The sequence below is a fragment of the Kitasatospora sp. NPDC056181 genome (genome assembly GCF_042266225.1).
Lineage (GTDB): Bacteria > Actinomycetota > Actinomycetes > Streptomycetales > Streptomycetaceae > Kitasatospora.
This window is the reverse complement of the sequence record NZ_JBHJUK010000163.1, coordinates 1-17,498: the sequence shown is the minus strand read 5'-3', so window position 1 is coordinate 17,498 and position 17,498 is coordinate 1. Positions and strand designations below refer to the sequence as shown.

General features: G+C 70.0%; 15 protein-coding genes and 6 pseudogenes. 9 read left to right on the top strand and 12 right to left on the bottom strand.

All coding sequences use genetic code 11. The features are described from left to right. Positions 1–331: 331 nt before the first annotated feature. On the bottom strand, positions 332–931 hold the full coding sequence (locus ACFC1F_RS37350) for a TetR/AcrR family transcriptional regulator (protein ID WP_376165305.1): 600 nt from the start codon (positions 929–931) through the stop codon (positions 332–334). A gap of 70 nt (positions 932–1,001) precedes the next feature. Between ACFC1F_RS37350 and ACFC1F_RS37345 the strand changes: the two genes are divergently transcribed. Continuing rightward, on the top strand, positions 1,002–1,895 hold the full coding sequence (locus ACFC1F_RS37345) for an NADP-dependent oxidoreductase (protein ID WP_376165307.1): 894 nt from the start codon (positions 1,002–1,004) through the stop codon (positions 1,893–1,895). 247 nt (positions 1,896–2,142) lie between these two features. Here ACFC1F_RS37345 and ACFC1F_RS37340 read toward each other — a convergent pair whose 3' ends face one another. Next, the gene (locus ACFC1F_RS37340) at positions 2,143–2,637 is read right to left on the bottom strand and encodes a hypothetical protein (protein WP_376165303.1); all 495 of its coding nucleotides are present in this window, start codon (positions 2,635–2,637) and stop codon (positions 2,143–2,145) included. Between ACFC1F_RS37340 and ACFC1F_RS37335 the strand changes: the two genes are divergently transcribed. Genes ACFC1F_RS37335 through ACFC1F_RS37325 form a run of 3 tightly spaced genes read left to right on the top strand, consistent with a single transcriptional unit; the run spans position 2,636 to position 5,381 of the window. After that, positions 2,636–3,139, top strand: coding sequence for a hypothetical protein (locus tag ACFC1F_RS37335; RefSeq protein WP_376165301.1), 504 nt, complete (start codon positions 2,636–2,638; stop codon positions 3,137–3,139). The two genes, ACFC1F_RS37340 and ACFC1F_RS37335, sit on opposite strands and share 2 nt — an antisense overlap. Then, positions 3,139–3,837, top strand: a complete 699-nt coding sequence (locus ACFC1F_RS37330) for a hypothetical protein (RefSeq protein ID WP_376165299.1) — start codon at positions 3,139–3,141, stop codon at positions 3,835–3,837. Before ACFC1F_RS37335 ends, ACFC1F_RS37330 begins: the two co-directional genes overlap by 1 nt. Further along, positions 3,834–5,381 (top strand): ArnT family glycosyltransferase, encoded by a 1,548-nt coding sequence (locus ACFC1F_RS37325; RefSeq protein WP_376165297.1) that lies wholly within the window; start codon positions 3,834–3,836, stop codon positions 5,379–5,381. The genes ACFC1F_RS37330 and ACFC1F_RS37325 overlap by 4 nt, the downstream gene beginning before the upstream one ends. A 406-nt stretch (positions 5,382–5,787) precedes the next feature. Here the strand turns inward: ACFC1F_RS37325 and ACFC1F_RS37320 are convergent, their stop codons facing one another. From ACFC1F_RS37320 to ACFC1F_RS37310, 3 genes are all read right to left on the bottom strand, one after another. Beyond that, on the bottom strand, positions 5,788–6,399 hold the full coding sequence (locus tag ACFC1F_RS37320; protein ID WP_376165295.1) for a hypothetical protein: 612 nt from the start codon (positions 6,397–6,399) through the stop codon (positions 5,788–5,790). Positions 6,400–6,548: 149 nt separating this feature from the next. Further along, positions 6,549–6,974, bottom strand: coding sequence for a HEAT repeat domain-containing protein (locus ACFC1F_RS37315; RefSeq protein WP_376165293.1), 426 nt, complete (start codon positions 6,972–6,974; stop codon positions 6,549–6,551). A 198-nt stretch (positions 6,975–7,172) separates the two neighbouring features. After that, positions 7,173–7,844, bottom strand: a complete 672-nt coding sequence (locus tag ACFC1F_RS37310) for a VC0807 family protein (protein WP_376165291.1) — start codon at positions 7,842–7,844, stop codon at positions 7,173–7,175. Positions 7,845–8,593: 749 nt separating this feature from the next. Between ACFC1F_RS37310 and ACFC1F_RS37305 the strand changes: the two are divergent. After that, positions 8,594–9,184, top strand: a pseudogene (locus ACFC1F_RS37305) (ATP-binding protein); the annotation flags it as partial. A gap of 452 nt (positions 9,185–9,636) precedes the next feature. Here ACFC1F_RS37305 and ACFC1F_RS37300 read toward each other — a convergent pair. Both ACFC1F_RS37300 and ACFC1F_RS37295 read right to left on the bottom strand, forming a co-directional pair. Then, positions 9,637–10,521 (bottom strand): annotated as a pseudogene (locus tag ACFC1F_RS37300) (Cmx/CmrA family chloramphenicol efflux MFS transporter); the annotation flags it as partial. A 281-nt stretch (positions 10,522–10,802) separates the two neighbouring features. After that, positions 10,803–11,474, bottom strand: a pseudogene (locus ACFC1F_RS37295) (integrase core domain-containing protein); the annotation flags it as partial. A 92-nt stretch (positions 11,475–11,566) separates the two neighbouring features. On the opposite strand from ACFC1F_RS37295, the gene ACFC1F_RS37290 reads away from it, so the two are divergent. The 3 genes and pseudogenes from ACFC1F_RS37290 to ACFC1F_RS37280 all read left to right on the top strand — a co-directional run bounded on the left by ACFC1F_RS37290 (position 11,567) and on the right by ACFC1F_RS37280 (position 13,043). Beyond that, positions 11,567–11,743, top strand: a complete 177-nt coding sequence (locus tag ACFC1F_RS37290; RefSeq protein ID WP_376165289.1) for a hypothetical protein — start codon at positions 11,567–11,569, stop codon at positions 11,741–11,743. Beyond that, a pseudogene (istB, locus tag ACFC1F_RS37285) lies at positions 11,740–12,363 on the top strand (IS21-like element helper ATPase IstB); the annotation flags it as partial. The gene ACFC1F_RS37290 and the pseudogene istB, both read left to right, overlap by 4 nt. Before the next feature lie 152 nt (positions 12,364–12,515). Further along, entirely contained in the window at positions 12,516–13,043 is a 528-nt protein-coding gene (locus tag ACFC1F_RS37280; protein WP_376165287.1) for a hypothetical protein, read from the top strand. Between the two features lies 1 nt (position 13,044). Here ACFC1F_RS37280 and ACFC1F_RS37275 read toward each other — a convergent pair whose 3' ends face one another. From ACFC1F_RS37275 to ACFC1F_RS37265, 3 genes are all read right to left on the bottom strand, one after another. Then, positions 13,045–14,196, bottom strand: coding sequence for a tyrosine-type recombinase/integrase (locus ACFC1F_RS37275; RefSeq protein WP_376165285.1), 1,152 nt, complete (start codon positions 14,194–14,196; stop codon positions 13,045–13,047). A 501-nt stretch (positions 14,197–14,697) separates the two neighbouring features. Then, the gene (locus ACFC1F_RS37270) at positions 14,698–15,015 is read right to left on the bottom strand and encodes a helix-turn-helix transcriptional regulator (protein ID WP_355364076.1); all 318 of its coding nucleotides are present in this window, start codon (positions 15,013–15,015) and stop codon (positions 14,698–14,700) included. Continuing rightward, positions 15,012–16,076 (bottom strand): tyrosine-type recombinase/integrase, encoded by a 1,065-nt coding sequence (locus ACFC1F_RS37265; protein ID WP_376165283.1) that lies wholly within the window; start codon positions 16,074–16,076, stop codon positions 15,012–15,014. The genes ACFC1F_RS37270 and ACFC1F_RS37265 overlap by 4 nt, the downstream gene beginning before the upstream one ends. 145 nt (positions 16,077–16,221) lie before the next feature. Between ACFC1F_RS37265 and ACFC1F_RS37260 the strand changes: the two are divergent. Further along, positions 16,222–16,371 (top strand): annotated as a pseudogene (locus ACFC1F_RS37260) (ATP-binding protein); the annotation flags it as partial. 61 nt (positions 16,372–16,432) lie between these two features. Here ACFC1F_RS37260 and ACFC1F_RS37255 read toward each other — a convergent pair. Then, entirely contained in the window at positions 16,433–16,876 is a 444-nt protein-coding gene (locus tag ACFC1F_RS37255) for a hypothetical protein (protein ID WP_376165281.1), read from the bottom strand. A gap of 91 nt (positions 16,877–16,967) precedes the next feature. Continuing rightward, a pseudogene (locus ACFC1F_RS37250) lies at positions 16,968–17,342 on the bottom strand (transposase); the annotation flags it as partial. Between the last annotated feature and the right edge of the window lie 156 nt (positions 17,343–17,498).

Below are 17,498 nucleotides of genomic sequence, written 5' to 3'. Positions count from 1 at the left end.
CCACGTCACCGCCTCCCCGTACGGGGCGCACCGGTAGTAGAGGTCCGGCAGGCGGGTGCCGATGGCGAACTGCGCCAGCCAGGAGTCCCCGATCGCCTCCGGGGCCAGGCGGCTGGCGGGGGCGCCAGCCATCGCCTCCACCCTGGTCAAGGGCGGAGTCAACAAGCCGCGCGAGCACTGGTGGACCATCGCAACTGTCGTCAGTTCGTCCCGGTGTCCGGCCGGATGGTGGCCGTAGGTGATCGTCGGTGGCGTACCGGCTCCAGGCCCCTTTGCTCTGCCGTTGGGGTTCGGCGGGACGGCGCCGGGCGGGGCCGAGTCCTGGCCAGGGTCAGGCCGTGCCGGTGGAGCTTTTGGAGGTGCAGGTGACGGCCCAGGCGGCCTCGATCATCTGGAAGATCTCGTCCACCGCGGCCTGCGGATGGACCGCGTCACGGGCCAGGGAGTAGGCGTCGATCACGAACCTCGCGATCGTCCGGCAGGCCGTCGTGGTCTGTGACAGGTCGGGATCGGCGGCGATGGCCGTCGCCAGCGACTCTGCATGGCGCAGCCTCATCGACTCCTCGTACTCGCGCAGGGCGGGTGATTCGTCGATCATGCGCCAGATCGGGGCGGCGCTGTCCGCCGTGCAATGTCGCACCAGGGCCTGGATCTCGCGGCGTAGCGCGGGGATGAGCGGCTCGTGCGGTGCCCGGCTGGTGACCGCCTGGGTGAGGCGTTGCTCGAAGTCTTGGTCCTGCTCGAAGACCAGGGCCTCTTTCGAGGCGAAGTGGGAGAAGACCGTGGTGACGGCGACGTCGGCTTCGGCGGCCACGTCGCGGATGCCCACCGTGTCGTACCCGCGTTCGAGGAAGAGTCGCAGGGCGGTGTCGGCGATCTTTTGGCGGGTATCGGCCTTCTTGCGTTCGCGTCGCCCGGGCGGCACTGTCATGCCTTAACGCTATCAGATCTAAAGACGGAACCGTTGTTAAACACTAACCGTTATGGTTATGGTCGACGGCATGAAGAAAGTGAGCTTCGCCGAGTTCGGCGGTCCGGACGTCCTGCGACTCGTCGACGCCGAGGAGCCCCACGCGGGCCCAGGCCAGGTACGCATCGCCGTGCGGGCGGCGGGCGTGAACCCCGTCGACTGGAGGATCCGCGAAGGCCAGATCCTCAAGGCCCATCCGACCGAGTTGCCCTCCGGAGTCGGACTGGACGCCTCCGGGGTGGTGGACGAGGTCGGTCAGGGCGTCGAAGGGATCGAGGTCGGCGACCACGTGTTCGGCGAAGGCTCGAGCACCTATGCCGAGTTCGCCGTGCTGTCGGCCTGGGCCCGCATGCCCGAGAGACTGACGTTCGAAGAGGCGGCCGGGTACCCCTCCGTGGTGGAGACCGCGCTGCGCATCATCCGCGAGGTCGGCGTGCAGGCCGGGCAGACGCTGCTGGTCAGTGGTGCGTCCGGAGGAGTCGGATCGGCGGTGCTGCAGATCGCCCGCGACCGCGGCATCACGGTGATCGGCACGGCCGGAGCCGCGAACCAGGACTACCTGCGCAGCCTGGGTGCCCTCGCCACGACGTACGGCGAAGGCTGGGTCGAGCGGGTGCGGCGGCTCGGCGATGTCGACGCAGCTCTCGATCTGGCCGGCTCGGGCGTGATCCGCGAGCTCGTCGAGCTGACCAGGGATCCGCAGAGGGTGATCTCCATCGCCGATCTCGCCGCGCCGGAGTTCGGTGTCCGATTCTCCGGCGTGGCCGGGAGCGTGCCGGAAGCGCTCGCCGAGGCCGTCGGCCTCATCTCGCGGGGAAAGCTCCGCATCCCGGTCGAGAAGTCGTACCCGCTCGCCGAGGCTATGGCGGCACACATCGACAGCCAGACCGGTCACACGCGCGGGCGCCGGGTCCTGGTCGTCTGAAAGCGACTGAGCGTTGTTCCCACGCTAAAGGACGCAGGACTCCCGAAGGGGCTCTGGAAGACTCGGCGCATGCCCTCACCCAGCGCCACCTCGACCTGAAGAACGACTTCTACGACAGGGTCCGCGAGCGCGGGCTGGTACCGGACAGCGAGACCCGTCTGCGCAAGCAGCTTGTCAAGCTCAAGGGACTGAGAGCCAGGGATGCTGAGGAGCTCATTGGGCTGCGGGCCGACGGCCAGGGCCTGGTTCAGGTCGTCAACCAGCTCGCGCTGGAGAACCAACAGCTGCGGGAAGCACTCTCCTCGCCCTCGGGACGGGTTCGCGCCCTGCCGCTCCGGTCCGGCCCCGGCATCGTCTGACGTCGATCGATCAGGCGGCCATCTCGGTGCAGGTAGACGTCGACTACGCGGGCCGCGAGCCCGGCGAGCAGGGCGTACGCGGTGGTCCGCCGGGCGGGCTGGGTACCGAGCGCGCCGACGCTGATGACGGTGGTGCGGTGCTCGCGTGCGGCGAGGGCCAAGGCCCCGGCACCGGCCCCGGCCCCGGCACCGGCCCCGGCCGCGACCGAGGCCGCGACCGAGGTCGAGCACGCGCTGGTCAGGCGCCGCTTCGAGCGCCCAACGTACCGCGGCCTGGGCACAGTCCGGTCGGTGCTCGGCGTATGCGGCCGCCGCAGCGCGAATGACGAGACGTCAAGTGACTGACTGCCGGCCCGGCCGATCAGGAAGCTGTCGCGCGGCATGCGGACCGCCCTCGGCATCACCATCGGGCTGGCCGCCCGCGCCGAACTCACCCTGTTCGACGAGCCGTACGCCGGCCTGGACGGGGTCGCCCGCACGCTCTTCTACGACCACCTGCTCGCCGACTACACCGCCCACCCGCGGTGCATCGTGCTCTCGACCCACCTCATCGACGAGGCCGCCGACCTCCTGGACCGGGTCCTGGTCCTCGACCACGGCCGGCTCGTCCTCGACGCGCCCGCCGACGGCCTGCGCGGCACCGCCACGACCGTCACCGGCCAGGCCGGCAGCGTGGAGCGGCTCGTCGCCGGCCGCACGACGCTGAACCGGCGCACGATGGGCGCGCAGACCACGGCGGTGATGGTCGGCCTGCTCGACGACCGCGACCGCGAACTCGCCGACCACCTGCGTCTTCGCCTGGAGCAGGTCACCCTCCAGCAGCTCGCGACCTACGCGGCCGAGCACCACGACCGAGCCGAGCTCATGGCAGCGAGGACACCCTGATGCGTTCCACCCCGATCGCCACCGTCGTCCGCTATCTGCTCCTCGACCGCGTCACCTACCTCGTACTGCCCTGGGCGTGGGCGGCCTTGGGCTTCGTCCTCGACGTGGTGATCCTGCAGCTCCTCCCGGCCGGTCACAGTGACCACCGCTGGGTCGGCGGCCTGGTCGCGGTCCCGCTCGTCATGCTCGTCGTGGGCGCGCAGTCGGTTGCCCGCGCGCTGCCGTTCGCCCTCACCCTCGGGGTGAGCCGTCGCACCTACTTCCTCGGCGCCACCGCACTGGCCCTCGCCCTGTCCGTGGGTTTCGGACTCGTCGTCGTGATCGGCCGGATCCTCGAACGCGCGACCGGCCGATGGGGCATCAACATGGCCTACTTCCGCGTCCCCCACCTCCTCGACGGCCCCTGGTACCTGTCGTGGCTCACGGCGACGACAATGTTCGTCCTCATGTTCGTCTACGGGATGTGGTACGGCTTGGTCTACCGCCGCGCCGGACTGCCCGGCACCACGGCCTTCGGCGCGGCACAACTCGGCGCACTGGCAGTCGCCGCGCTCGTCGCGACGTGGGCGCACGGCTGGACGGGCATCGGCCACTACCTCGGCACCGTCACCACCACCGGCCTCACCGGCTTTCTCGCCGTCGCCGTCGCTGTCCTGCTCGCCGGCGGCTTCGCCACGATTCGACGGATGACCATATGAGTGCGGCAGGGATGGTGGACGTGGGGCGTGTGCACGAGGCCGGGCAGGACGGCGGGCGGATCGCGCCGCTGGACCGGCGGGTGTTCGCCGTCGCGGGGGTGGTATTCGTCGTGCTGATGGCGCTGTCCCGGCGTTACGGATTCCACCGTGACGAGCTGTACTTCCTCGACTGCGCCCGGCACCTGCAAGCGAGTTACGTGGACCAGCCGGTGCTCGCGCCGCTGATGGCCCGGGTCTCGCTGTCGCTCTTCGGGGTTTCGGCGGCGGGCCTGCGGCTGTGGCCGGCGCTGGCCGCCGCGGGCACAGTGGTCGTGGGCGCCCTGACCGCGCGGGAGTTCGGCGGCGCGCGACGGGCGCAACTGCTCGCGGCGATCGCGACGGCCACCATGCCCGTGCTGCTGGGCAGCGCGCACGTCGCCAACACGACGTCGTACGAACTGCTGGCGTGGGCGGCGATCGCGTTCGTGGTCGTGCGGATCGGCCGCACCGGCGACACCCGGTGGTGGCTCGCCGCAGGGGTGCTGGTCGGCCTCGGCGCGGAGTTCAACCACCTCGCGGCGATCTTCGCAGCCGTCCTGCTGGCCGCGGTGCTGCTCGGCCCGGCCCGCCGGACTGTGGTTGACCGCCGACTGCTCGCGGGTGCGGTGATCGCCGCGCTTCTCGTGCTGCCCGACCTGTGGTGGCAGGCGCACCACGGCTGGGCCATGTTCGAGATGGCGCGGGCGCTGAACGGCGAGCACGGCGGCCCGGGCAACATCCTCACCTGGCTCGTGGGGCAGCTCGGCATGTCCTGCCTGGCGATGGCGCTGCTGTGGATGGCGGGCCTGCGGTTCCTGTGGCGGTCCGGCCGGCCGCTGTGGCGTGCTCTGGTGATCGTGTACGCGGCGCTGTTCGTCCTGTTCGCCGTGACGACCGGAGCGCAGGTGTACTACCTGGCCGGGCTGTACGTGTGCCTGCTGGCGGCCGGCGCGGTCGACCTCGACGGGTGGCTGTACGCCCGACCGGAGCGGCTGCGCGGCCTGGTGATCGGAACCGCCGTCTCGGCCGCGCTGTCCGCCGCGGTCGTGCTGCCGGTGCTGCCGGCCTCCGGCGTGGCGTGGACGTACGGCACCAGCCCGATCTCGGGGGAGACCCAGGGCTGGCCCCAACTGGTCGGCACCGTGCGGCAGGTGTGGACCGGGCTGCCCGTCGAACAACGCGCGAACGCGGTGATCTTCGCAGCGGACTACAGCGAGGCCGGCGCCATCAACGAGTTGGGCCGCACCGCCGGGCTGCCCACCGCCGTGAGCTCCCAGAACACCGACTGGTGGTGGGGCCCCGGCAACCCGGACGCCACCACCGTGGTGGCCATCGCCCCCGGCCCCCACTACGCCCCCGGGTATGAGGCCCACCTGCACCAGTACTTCCGGAACGTCCGCGTGGCTGCCACCCTCACCAACCCCGACGGCGTGCACAACATCGAATCAGGCGGTCACGTCTACGTCTGCACCGACCCCGTCCGCCCCTGGGGCGCGATCTGGCCCGAACTGCGCAACTACGCGTGACGCCCACGGGGCCGTGCCGGCGTCGCGGCACGCGAGACGCCGGCGCGGCCCGGTCCCGTCCTGTACCGGCGCAGGTCCATGCGTTCTCCACAGTGGATCGAGCGGCCTGAGGTCCGCGCGCGGTCACGAGGTCGGCCCAGCCGTGATTTCCAGGCGGCTCATGCACCTCTCGTAAATGACCGGTTGCGAGAGACGCCCCATCCCCCGGTACAGCAACCCCCTGCCGACGTGCTGGCACTCTCAACACGCTGACTTGACAGGGAAGCGGTCCTCTCCGTCAAGTCGGCGTGTTGAACGCGAGTTGCCTTCGTAGCAGGGCACGGGCCGGCTCTGCCGGCCGAGGCGTTCACACAGTTCCGGTCGGGTCCCACGCGATGGAGATCCTCGTCATCTCAGGATCGAGCCTTCAGCCTGCTTGTACCTGACGCTCGGGCCGGCCGGTTTCCGGGTCGAGGGCAACCACGAACACCTGGCCGCCCTGGGTGGTCAGCTTGATCCGGTCGGGTCCGTCCCACTGCGCCGAGGTCAGTGCGTTGTCGGGGGCGTCGCCGTTGAAGTAGCCGACCGGCCACCGTCGTGCGGCCAGGCCGGAGCCGGCGTCCACCGAGACCCACCAGAGCGGATCGATCATCGCGGCGCCCTCGTGGATCACCAGGCTGCGGTCGGAGCGGCCGGGAGCCGGCCGCTCCGCGGTCTTGAGCGGCATGCTGCCGAAGGAGAGCAGTGCGAGGGGCGAGGCGAGCAGTGTGCAGCCGAGGAACGGGACCAGCAGCAGCGTCCTGGTCATCCGGGAGCGGATCCCGATCAGGATGGCGAGGACGATCAGCACCAGTACCGCGGCGCCGTACGGCAGCGGGTGGTAGAAGACCTCGATGAGCACCACCAGTCCGCCGTACCAAGCGGCGTGAGCCGCCGCGTAGGTCAGTGCGATGAGCGGCATCGCCAGCGTGAGCAGTCCGAGCGCGATCGTCCGTCGCTTGCGCCGCGACCAGCGGGGCCGGCCCGGGGGTATGCGCACCTGCGGAGGCCGTGTGGGCCTTTGAAGGTGGGGTGGCGCCGTGGGTTGCGGGGGAGCGGGCGGCGGACCCGCCGCCCCCTGTGCCGCACTGTCCCCGGACACCGGGTCCCTCGTTGCTCGACCGCTCTCGTCCACAGCCCCGCCCTCGGTCATGACACCCCCGCCGAGTTGATCAACCTAGGCGGACAGGCTACTGGCGGTTGCCTGTGCGTGCGGCACCGCCAGAGGGCGAACAGTCGGTGGTCGTGCTCGGAGAAGGCACCCAGCGGTCCGATCCGCTCGTACGCCTGCTCGGCCCGTGGATCGTCGCGGCAGGCGAGCGCGAAGGCCGCCTCCAGACGCAGGCCCTTGTCCTCCTCGTCGAGGAGTGTGAGGAAGGCGTCCAGAGTGGGGGTGGTCCGGTCGTCGGAGAGGGCGAGGGACTCGGCAGCGTGGCGCCGCACCCGCAGGGCGCCGTCGCGAAGCAGCAGGAGCAGTGCGTCCCGGATCACCGGAGCGAGCTGATTGTCGAGCGTGAACCGGGCGAACACCTGGGCCACGGCAGCCCGGACCTCGGGATCGGGATCGCGAACCATGCCGGTAAAGGGCGGTCCCCTTGCCCTCGTTGAGGCCGGACTGGCAGATCAGCAGGCCCACCACGGTCTTTCCCGCGCCCGTGTTCAGCTTGATCACCAGGTCCCCCTCGGGCCGGCGCTCGAACCGGCGGGTTGAGCGTCCGGCGTCGGCGCCTGCGGCGAGTTGCCGGGCGCGGCCGGAGCACAGCAGGCGGGCGCTCAGCCATCCGCCGAGCGCGCGGCCGTACCGGAGGTCAGCCGCCAGAGGCCGGCCACCTCGTAGTAGACGCCGTTCACCAGCTGCAACAGAAGCAGCGTGACCGGCCAGAGCAGCGCGCCGAGGCCGGGCACCAGCTCCACCGGCAGGGAGTAGGCCATCACGACCCGCACGGCGGCGTCGAGCAGCATCGCCACACCCCAGATCGCGGTCGAGACCCGCCAGATCCGCCGGAAGGCGGGCTCGCGTTCCCACAACACGTCCCAGGAGGTGCCGTCGGAGCGGAACCGCCCCTCCAGCAGGGGGCGGCCGCCGTGGAAGAGCAGCGGGCGCCTGGCCCTGATCGAGATCAGGAACCAGAGCCCGGCCACGCCGCTCAGCCAACCGTCCTTGGCCAGCAGGAACCGGGGGCTGCCGCTGACCAGCGCGGCTGCGACGCCGAGCAGCATGGTCCCGGCAATGAAGCCCGCCGTGCCTTCCAAGCTGCGGGTGCGCAGCCACTGCACCGCCGTGGTGAGCGCCGGCAGGAAGGCGCCGGCCAGCAGCGCGACGAAGACGCTGACGCCGGCGGCGCGCAGGCCGTAGTACAACGCGATCGGGATCACGATGTCCAGGACGACACCGAGCAGCAGGCGTCGGCCGCTCGGCCGCGGCGGCGCCTCGGGGGTCCTCACCGCCGCCACACCCGTGCGGTCATGACGTTCTCCGGGGCGCGAGAAGGGCCAGGTCGCGCTCGGAGATCGCTGCCGGCCTCGACTGCCAGGTGCTACGCACAGGTCATTTCTTCCGTGCCGGACGACGACTAAACCCGGGGCCGCGTCCAGCGGTTTCTGACGGATGTTCTTGTCATGGGCGCGGTCCGCTACGGTGGTCGGACACGGCGGCTCCCCCCGTTCCGTAGTTCGCGCGGGCGCGCATCACAGGACCTTGGGACGCCCGCGGCGTTCCCACCGTCGTCCACCCCGCAGCCGCTGGTCACAACCGGGCGCGGAGTACGCCCCGGCCGCTGTCCCCAGGGATGCTGGGGGCGGCGGCCGTCTGTTCCTGGCGGCCGTCAGCCACCTGCTCCGGGTGCACCTGATGCCGCGCCCGGAGCGCAGGGTGCTGCCGTGGCGGCGCCGGCGGAGGGGTCGGCCGGTTTCCTCCGGGCAGCGTGGTGTTCGAGTCGGGCCGGTTCTCGCGTCCATGACTTGAAGCGTTTCCCAGGTGTGGAGGGGTGCATCGCAAGCCCTGAAAGCCCCACGGCCTACCAGCGCAGGCTGGGAAGCTGACCGGAACGGACGACCGGGCTCTCGGTAGGGCAGTCGCATCACGGGCCTGCGCGACGTCTCAGGCGCATTCGCGAGGCCGAGGCAGCGGCTCATCGGGAGCGGGGTGCTTGCCCCCGTTGCAGCGTGGGGCGCTGGATCGTAGCGTCGTTGGTATGGAGCCCGCCCTGTGTGGCTGCGGAGCAGCCCTGGGCGGGATGACGGAGTTCGCCATGGTGGCGGAGGACAACGCCCGAGGGGCCGGGGCATACCGGCCTGCCGCGATGGTCGGCCGCGGGCAGGAACTGCGACTTCTGCTCGGGGCCCTGCGGTGCCCGCCTGCCGTGGTGCTGGTGGAAGGCGATGCGGGTGTCGGCAAGTCGCGTCTGATCCTGGAGGCCGGCCGGGCGCTCCAGGCGGAAGGTGCACACGTCCTGACCGGACTATGCCATCCGCTGCGCGAACCTATGCCCTACGGGCCGGTGGTCGACGCGCTGCGCGGTGCGGCGCCCCTCCTGCCTCCCGACGGCGGGGTGATCGCAGCGTCGGCCCCGCTTGCCCCGCTGCTGCCGGAGCTGGCGCGGTGGCTCCCCACCCCATCCGTGGGGACGGCTTCGACTGCGGGCCGCCATGCCATGGTCCGGGCAATCAGGGCGCTGCTGGAGAACCTGGGGACGGCGACCCTGGTGGTGGAGGACGTGCATTGGGCGGACGAGGCGACCCGTGAGTGCCTCCTCCTGCTCGCCCGGGATCTGCCGGCGGGCCTGGGCCTGGTGGTTTCCTACCGGCGTCAGGACCTGCCGTTGGGGACAGCCCCGCTTGGTTCCGCCTACAGCCGCCCGCCTGGGGTGACCGGCGCGGTCATCCCCCTGCTACCGCTGGGCGAGCCCGCGATAGCCGAACTCACCACGGGAATCCTGAGCCGCCCGGCGGCCGCCGATGTGGTGCGGGCGGTGTTCGAGCGCAGCGGGGGTATCCCGTTGGTGGCCGAGGAAGTCCTCCGTTCCCTCCTTGATGCCGGATCGAGTGGCGGCCACGTCTTTGAGGACGGTGCCGTGCCCGCGGTGGACGATGTCCACGTTCTACAACGGGCAGGGGTTCCTCGGGCGCTGCAGGAGGTCGTCGCCGGTCGCCTGGCGCTGCTGTCCGCACCTGAGCGGTCGGTGGTGGAGGCGGCGGCGGTGCTGGAGGTGCCCTCCGGCGAGCGCATCCTGGCCGGTACAGCGACCGGCTCGTCGGCCAGTACGGCCAGGGCCGGCCAGCCGATGAGCAGCAGCGGACCACCGACTGCGAGGACCAGGGTCGGGCGCTGGTCGGACAGCCGTCCGGCGACGGTGACGCCGACGAAGGAACCGGCACCGAAGAGCACCAGAGCGACAGAGATCCACAGCTCGCCCAGCCCGGCGGTGTCGGTCACAACCGGGGCGAGGAAGGTGAAGCTGGCGAAGGTTGCCGCGTTCACCAGCGCGCCGAGCAGCATGACCAGCATCAACGGAGGGCTTTTGAGCTGGGCGAACTCCGCTCGCAAGGTTGGCCCGCCGGTCGCCTCCTCCTTCACACGTCCTGCGGGGATTCCCTTCAGGATGCCAAGAGCTGCAGGCAGACAGAGGGCGGCGACCGCCCAGAAGGTGGCCCGCCAACCGAGCAACGTGCCGAGTACCGACCCACCAGGGACACCGGCGATCGTGGCTACCGTTGTGCCGGACAGCAGCACGGCCAGCGCACGTCCCTTCTTGTCGGCCGGGACGAGAGTGGCGGCAGCCGTCAGAGCGACAGCAAGGAACCCTGCGTTCGCAAGCGCCGCGACGACCCGGGTGGCGAACAGGACTCCGAAGCTCGTGGTGACGGCTCCCACGGCGTGAGCTGCCGCGAAAGCAAGGATGAACCCGAGAAGGCTGGAGCGCCTGGGCCAGTTGCGGGCAAGCGCGGCCACAAGGGGAGCGCCGACGATCATGCCGATCGCGAAGGCCGAGGTGAGCACGCCTGCTGCCCCGACCGTGACGTCGAGATCGGAGGCGATCTCCGGCAAGAGACCGGCAAGCATGAACTCCGAGGTGCCCATGGCGAAGACCGCCACGGCAAGCAGGTACAGCGGAAAAGGCATCAAGTGGCTCCGAGGTGAGGAGAAGCACGAGAAGGTCATCTCGTCACCGCGGCCAGCCCCCAGGGGCGCTCGTCCGACCGCAGAACGCGGCGCGACGGCAGGGCTATGAGCTCAGTGATTCAGGGGGCTGACGGCGTGACCGAAAGCCCCCACCCTGTCTGACTCAGGACTCGACATGGCCAGCACGATACCCGACCACCGCCCATCAAGGCACCTGTCAGCGACGGGTGAAAACGCAAGACCAGGAAGTTAGGCCGCTGCTGCCGAGGCCCGGCCTGGGCGGCGGAGGGCGGGCCGGGTTCGGCTCCGGCGATGCGGGCGCCGCGCATGACGACCTTGCGCAGATCGGCCGGAGTCAGCCGGGAGGGGCCGGGTGCGGATGAGCTCGCCGCCCAGCAGGACGTGGATGCTTCGGCAGTCCGCCCAGACGGTGACGGCCCTGCCGCCGAGTGCCTGGGTGAACTTGACCTGCTGGTTGTTGATCAGGACCAGGCGGCCGATCGCGGAGATGGTGGCCTCCCACTCCACCGCGCGGATCTCCTCGTCGGAGACGGGCGTTCGCGGCGAGGGCAGTTCCGCTGTCAGACGGAGTGGGACCAGCCCGCGCTCGGCAAGCGGAGGCTCATCGCTCTGCGGAGGGGCCGCCAGCGCGATGTGGCTGCCGGGCGGCCCAGGGCGAATGGCGGCAGCCGGTACGGCCATGTCCAGGGCCTGGTGCGGGCGGTCGTGGTTGTAAGCGTGAGCCCAGGCGTCGATCCCGGCCTGGTCGGCGAACGGTCCGACATGGTCGAGGACTTCGCGCCGCAAACTCTTGTGGAACCGCTCGATCTTCCCGGTGGTGTGGGCGATCGGGGCTTGGTCAGGCGGGCGGCCACGCCGTTCTCGCGGCAGATCCGCTCGAAGAGCACCTCGGTGGGAAACGGCTTGGTGAAGCGACCGGTGAACTGTTTCCCGGGCGGTCGGTCGCGGCGCCCGCATCGTCGACGAGCGGCACTGGGACGGCCTGCCCAAGGGCGACACCAAGCGCGTCACGACGGGGGACGTCGTGCCCCGGCCCCGCCACGAACGGCCCCTGGCCGACGAAGCCGGCCTGCTTCGGGCCCTGCTCAACCGGGCCGCCGCCGACCGCGTCGAGGTCGGCCGCCGACCGCTGTCCGTCTACGACGAGCTGACCGGTACCCGCCCGTTCACCACCAACTCACCGACGAAGGAGGTCCGTTGAGCCAACTGGTCAGCAGCCGAATCCGCACCATGGCCGTCAAGCTGGGCCTGCCCCACCTCGCCGAGAGCCTGAACCAGTACGCCAAGCGGGCGGACGAAGCGAAGATGGGCTACCTCGACTTCCTCGACCTCCTCCTCGCCGAGGAACTGGCCGTCCGCGACGACCGCCGCTTCCGCCAGGGCCTGCGGCTGTCGAAGCTGCCGCACCACAAAACCCTGGACGACTACGACTTCTCCTTCCAGCCCGAGCTCGACCCGCGCAAGGTCAAGGACCTCGCCACGCTGTCGTTCGTCGAAGCCAAGGCGAACGCTGCCCTGCTGGGGCCGCCCGGGGTCGGAAAGACCCACCTCGTCGTCGCTCTCGCGGTCGCCGCCTGCCGGGCCGGCTACTCGATCTACTTCACCAGCCTCGACGACATGGTCCGCCACCTCAAGGCCGCTGAGTCCGCTGGGCGCCTAACCAGCAAGCTCCGCACCCACCTGCGGCCGAGCGTCCTCGTGGTTGATGAGGTCGGCTACCAGCCCCTTGAACGCGCCGAAGCGAACCTGGTCCTCCAGGTGATCTCGAAGCGGTATCAGAAGGGCTCGATCATCCTGACCTCCAACAAAACCTTCAGCAAAGCGCACATGTTCCGGCGAACCTGTGCCAGGTAGCGCCGAAACGGGGCAGGTTCCGGCTCGCGCCAGGCCCGTGGGTTTTGGCGGGCCGCGTGGGGCACCGACCGTGAATACTCGGTGTCCGCAGAACTCGCTGACATGGGACTCTGTCCCTCATGAGTGAGTCCACCCCGTATGACCACGACCGAGCCGCCTACTCGCGCGAAGGGCTCGCCCGACTCGTACTGGCCGACAGCGCCACGGAGGTGGCTGACGGCGCCTCGGGGCTGGTGAGCACCCGCAACGATGCCGACACCGGATTTGGCGGTCGGGTCAGCCAAGCCCGGCAGCTGGTAGACCTGGCCGAACGAACTCTGGAATCGGCCGTCATCTACGAAGTCGAACGTGGCAGCTCCTGGGCACAGATCGCGGCCTACCTTGAGATCAGCGCCGAGGAGGCCGAACAGCGGTATACCCCCGCGGTCCAGGCATGGACCTATGCGTTTGAGGAGCCGTACCGACTGGATGAAACCGGTCGCAAGCGCATTCCGCAGCTGCCCACCGCGGCATACGACCCCAACTGGGCATGTACTCAGCTGGATCGGTGGGCATACCTCCGGCACGTCGGAATCGACGACAGTCAGGCCGTCAGCGCCAGCCTCGTCATGGCCGAGGCCGCGGACGAGCAGGCCCCCGCACCCTGACCTAGGGTGTCCGTTCATGCTGCTCCAGCAGTCGGCTGGCGTCGACGTGGTCAGCAAGGTAGATGAGGGTGGCCTGCGGATCCATGCCGAAGGCGGCGGCGACGAGCTTGGGGTCCATGGTGTTGACGAGTTCGACCAGGCGGGTGCCGCGGACCGTCCGTGGTGGGTAGCCGCTGCCGTCAAGGACGTGGGAGAGGTAGGCAGTTGACGCCGGGCTCCGGCCGCCCTTGGTTCCCTTGGTGACCATGACGTGGGGGTTCTGCGTCGGCCAGGCCGCCCGGTGGGCGAGGCATCGTTGCAGCACGGCCCAGGAAGCGGGGTCGAGTGGGACCAGGTGCGGTCGTTTGCCGAGCCGGACTGTTTGCGTGGCTGGGTCGACGTCGGTGACCTGCAGCATGCGGACCTCGGCGCTGGAGGCTCCGTGCAGCAGGGCGAGCATGCCGAGCAGGGCTTCGTGCGGATGGACCTCGTCGTCGCAGGTCCAACGGCGGAACAGGTGACGCTGTTGGTCGAGTGTGAGGGTTCGGCCTCGGTATCCGCTTCCTTCTTCTGCGGTCAGTCCGCGGGTCGGATCGACGAGGATCACGCGCTGCGAGCGGGCGAAGCTGAAGAACTGCCGCAGCACGGTGAGGCGGCGCTTGCGGGCCTTGGGCAACGTGGCCAGGAAGGCTTCGATGTCGTGGATGTCGACCAGAGCCCAGCCGCCCTTGCCACGCTGATCCGTGAGGAACACCGCCAGATCGCGCATGGTGGCGAGGGCGGCCTCCAGGGTGAGATTGCTGCGTGGGCGGGTGCCGGCCCGGCGGGCCCGGTCCTGGGCTCGCATGCGCGAGGCGTCGAAGGCGGCGACCGCCGGTCGGAGGGATTCGGGGACGGCGTCGACGCGGCGCTTGCGGCGTCCCGCCGCGAGTCGCTCGGCCTGGTCGGTGGGCAGCGCCAGGCCCTGCAGGGTGAAGAAGTCCTCCAACGTGCGGGCGAAGGTGCCCATGGACCGGCCCGGGCGGCGCGACCTTTCCAGCAGGGCCTGGGGCGAGTTGGAGAGTTCGTCCTGCAGGAGCCGGCCCACCTCGGTGATGAAGCTGCAGGCCCGGGCGACGCAGTGCCGGGCGGCCACGTGGGCGACGAAGTTGTCGAGCCAGCCGGGCGGGTCCACGAGCCGGTCGCGTAGGTGCTCGCCGCGGATGAAGGGCCGCCCAGGGTGTCGTTGCCAGCAGGCCGAGCACAGTCCCAGGCCGGCATGGCGACGCAGTTGGCCGCACTCGTCGCAGACCCGTGGCGGCTGTTTCTGCTGCCGGGGCCGGGAGCACGAGCCGCACCAGCCTGTCGCCTCGCGCAGAAGACCGGGCCGGCAGCAGCGCGCACACAGCGTCCTCGCGGCCTCGCGCTCCGCCCGGCGGCGGCAGTCACGGCACAGACGGTTCCCAGCGACGCGGACCGGATGGCCGCACTCCTCGCAGACGCGCGAGCAAACGACACATCGACCGGTGTCCGCTTGGAGCACTCGGTCCTTGCCGCAGGACGGACAACTCGCCTTCGCCGCCTGTTCCTTCAACGACCGCCAGCACCGACAGCAGTGCTCGCGGTCGAGATAACCGACCGGGGCACCACAGGTGACGCAGTCCTGTTGCTTCTTACCCATCACAAAGTCCGCAGGTCACAGAGGCGGCATCGACCGGCCCCGGGCAGCCGCCGCGACCTTGGGCTGGGCTGCCGCCAGCCGAGGCGGGGCCGCCGGCCGCTCGACCGGGGTGGTGTCGACTTCGATGAGGTCGTTCGGGGTGCACTCCAGCGCGGTGCACAACGCGGCCAGCGTCGACATCTTCACCTGCGAGGGCTCCTTGGTGAACAGCGCGGACACCGACGCGGAGGACAGTTCCAGACCCGCCTTCTCAGCCAGCAGTCGTCGCAGATCGGTCCCGGTCCAGACCTCGCGCTGGGCCGCGGCCATCCGCAGCCGCCATCGGATCTTCATGCCGTGGTGTCCTTCCCGGTCAGCTCGGCCAGAGTGTTGGCGACCGCGCGCTGGTAGGCATCCTCGATAAAAGTCGCGGAGGGCCGGACATAACGCATGGTCGAGCTGACCGTCCAATGGCCGAGTAGCTGCTGGATCGCGACCAGGTCGACGCCGCGCTCGTAGTTGTGGGTCGCACATGCCCTTCGCAGGGCATGTGGGCTGAACCGCTCCGCCGGAGGTCGCCCTTCGAGCTCCATGAGATAGCGGAGCCGGTTGCGGATCGTCCCGCGATGCAGTGGCCCGCCGGACTCGTCCGCGAACAGCACGGGAGAGTCGGGGAACTTGCCCCGCACGTCCTCGAGGAACCACCGCAGCACCAGGTCCAGGCCGTCGAGCATCGGCACCCAGCGCGGACGCGGGCCGGAGGTGTGGGCGCCCTTGCCGAAGCGGACGTGGAGCTTTCCAAACGGGCCGCGGGTGAAGTGCAGGTCCGGCTTCTCCAGCAGCGAGGCCTCCTCGGAGCGGAGCCCGGCGTGATACAGCGTCCGGAACAGTGCGTAGTCGCGGGCGGCGGGTCCGTACTTCCTCGCGGTCGCGATCCGCTGCTTCATGAAGTCGAAGAACTCGTTCACGCGCTCTGGGGTGGGCGGCGGCAGCAGGGCCGGGGAGTCGTCACCGACATGCCGTGAGGCGTTGAACTCGTCGACGGGGCAGACCAGTCGGACCCCGAATGCGGCCTCGATCTCTGCGGCCTTGCGGGCCTGGAGGAAACGGTGGAAGCCCTTGAAGATCTGCACGTACTCGCGGCGGGTCGACGTCGCCCGGCCCTTGACCGCGAGGTCACCGACGACGCGGTCGATGTCTTCCGGCGTCACCTCCCACGCCGGCCGTCCCAGCGCGGCGAGCGTCCGTTCCAGTAGGCCGATGTCGTTGTCGATCGTCACCGGGCTGAACCCGCGGGCTCGCCACGAGGCGACGAACGCGTCCACGCAGGCGGCCTGGAACTGCCATGGGTCCGTCACCAGCGGCCCTTGCGGGACGCCACCGCCCGCGATGACCTGCAGCCGCGCGTCGGCCATCGGCACACCTTCCTTGCACCTGAATGGTCAAGGCAGCACCTTGAGAACCTGGGCGCTACCGCGAGAACCAACGAGGACCGCGGGAGGAGGAAACGGCCAGGTGGCAGCACTAACTCGTGTGAGGGGACAAGTGCCAGCCCCAGATGAATGGGGCCAGGTCTTCGGCGACGAGGTCCTCGCCACCGCCATCCTCGACCGGCTCCTGCACCACTGCGACGTCATCTCGATCAACGGCAACAGCTACCGCCTCAAGAACCGCCTCCAGGCCATCGACAGGCAACCCGACGCCGCCTGAGCGACGACCCGTCTCGCCGAGGTTTTGGCTGCTGCCTGAGCCGTCGAGCGGCCTCAGGCTGTCACCGGAGCACGGAGGCTGCAGCGTCGCTCTGGGCTTGGTAAACGGTCACGGTCGCGGCCACAGCGTCGACTTCGATCGGTCCCGCGATCCTCAGCCAGACCAGTTCGGGCAGGCCCTCGGAGCGCTCGAGTCGGCCGACCGCCTCGGCGGGCCATGGCAACGGCAGCTTCGGCAGGTGGACGAGGGAGATCCCATCGATGAAGGAGACACCCAGTCCGGGTTCCCACGGGCGAACCGAGTGGAGATTGGACAGCGAGACCACCACATCGGGCTTCCGCGGCCCCTCGCGGAGCCATACGTCCAGTGTGTTGCCCTTGCGGTCCTCGTTGGACTCGTCCAACGAAATGCGCTCGATGAAGTAGCTGATGCAGGACTCCAACGTCCGCGCCGCATTCGTGCATCGGTTCTCGAAGGCGTCGGCTGCCCCATGTTCGTCGGCCACGGCACGAGACTACGGTGAGCGGAACGGTCCATGAGAGCGACTTCGCTGAGACGGGTCGCTGGTGCACACAACTCCGTACGCGCTGGAGCACTCAGATCAGTACGCGGACACCGTGCATCGCGTGGCGCACACCGTCGCCTCTCAGGCGGCAGTCGCGCAGGATCTTCCAAGTCTTCATCCGGGCGAAGGCGTGCTCGACGCGGGCGCGAACCCGTTTGTGGTCGTGATTGTGTTCGGCCTGCCAGTCGGTCAGTTCGCCGCCTCGGGGTCGGCGGTGCGGGATGACGAGGCCGGTTCCGGGGGAGCCGCCGTCGGCGATCGTGGTTGTCCGGCCGGCGGCGGCCTTGGCCCCGAATTCCTCCCATGCCCTGCAGTCGTTGCGGTTGCCGGGCAGGGGCCGGCCGACGACCACAACCAGGCGGGTGTCGGTGTCGATGACCACCTGGTGGTTCGTCGAGTAGCGATATGGTCAGCCGGCGGGCCAGTAGCGTTCCTCGCGGGCACCGGGGCCCGTCTCGCGCCGCCGTTCCGGGAAATGCAAAGAACCCCCAATCCGTGATGGATCGGGGGTTCTCTGTGAATGATTGTTCGGCAGCGTCCTACTCTCCCACAGGGTCCCCCC

Excerpts from the sequence above, each read along its gene's own strand:
- ACFC1F_RS37350 (WP_376165305.1), bottom strand. The coding sequence starts at position 931 with ATGACAGTGCCGCCCGGGCGACGCGAACGCAAGAAGGCCGATACCCGC.
- ACFC1F_RS37345 (WP_376165307.1), top strand. The coding sequence starts at position 1,002 with ATGAAGAAAGTGAGCTTCGCCGAGTTCGGCGGTCCGGACGTCCTGCGA.
- ACFC1F_RS37335 (WP_376165301.1), top strand. The coding sequence starts at position 2,636 with ATGCGGACCGCCCTCGGCATCACCATCGGGCTGGCCGCCCGCGCCGAA.
- ACFC1F_RS37340 (WP_376165303.1), bottom strand. The coding sequence starts at position 2,637 with ATGCCGCGCGACAGCTTCCTGATCGGCCGGGCCGGCAGTCAGTCACTT.
- ACFC1F_RS37330 (WP_376165299.1), top strand. The coding sequence starts at position 3,139 with ATGCGTTCCACCCCGATCGCCACCGTCGTCCGCTATCTGCTCCTCGAC.
- ACFC1F_RS37325 (WP_376165297.1), top strand. The coding sequence starts at position 3,834 with ATGAGTGCGGCAGGGATGGTGGACGTGGGGCGTGTGCACGAGGCCGGG.
- ACFC1F_RS37315 (WP_376165293.1), bottom strand. The coding sequence starts at position 6,974 with ATGGTTCGCGATCCCGATCCCGAGGTCCGGGCTGCCGTGGCCCAGGTG.
- ACFC1F_RS37280 (WP_376165287.1), top strand. The coding sequence starts at position 12,516 with ATGAGTGAGTCCACCCCGTATGACCACGACCGAGCCGCCTACTCGCGC.
- ACFC1F_RS37270 (WP_355364076.1), bottom strand. The coding sequence starts at position 15,015 with ATGAAGATCCGATGGCGGCTGCGGATGGCCGCGGCCCAGCGCGAGGTC.
- ACFC1F_RS37265 (WP_376165283.1), bottom strand. The coding sequence starts at position 16,076 with ATGGCCGACGCGCGGCTGCAGGTCATCGCGGGCGGTGGCGTCCCGCAA.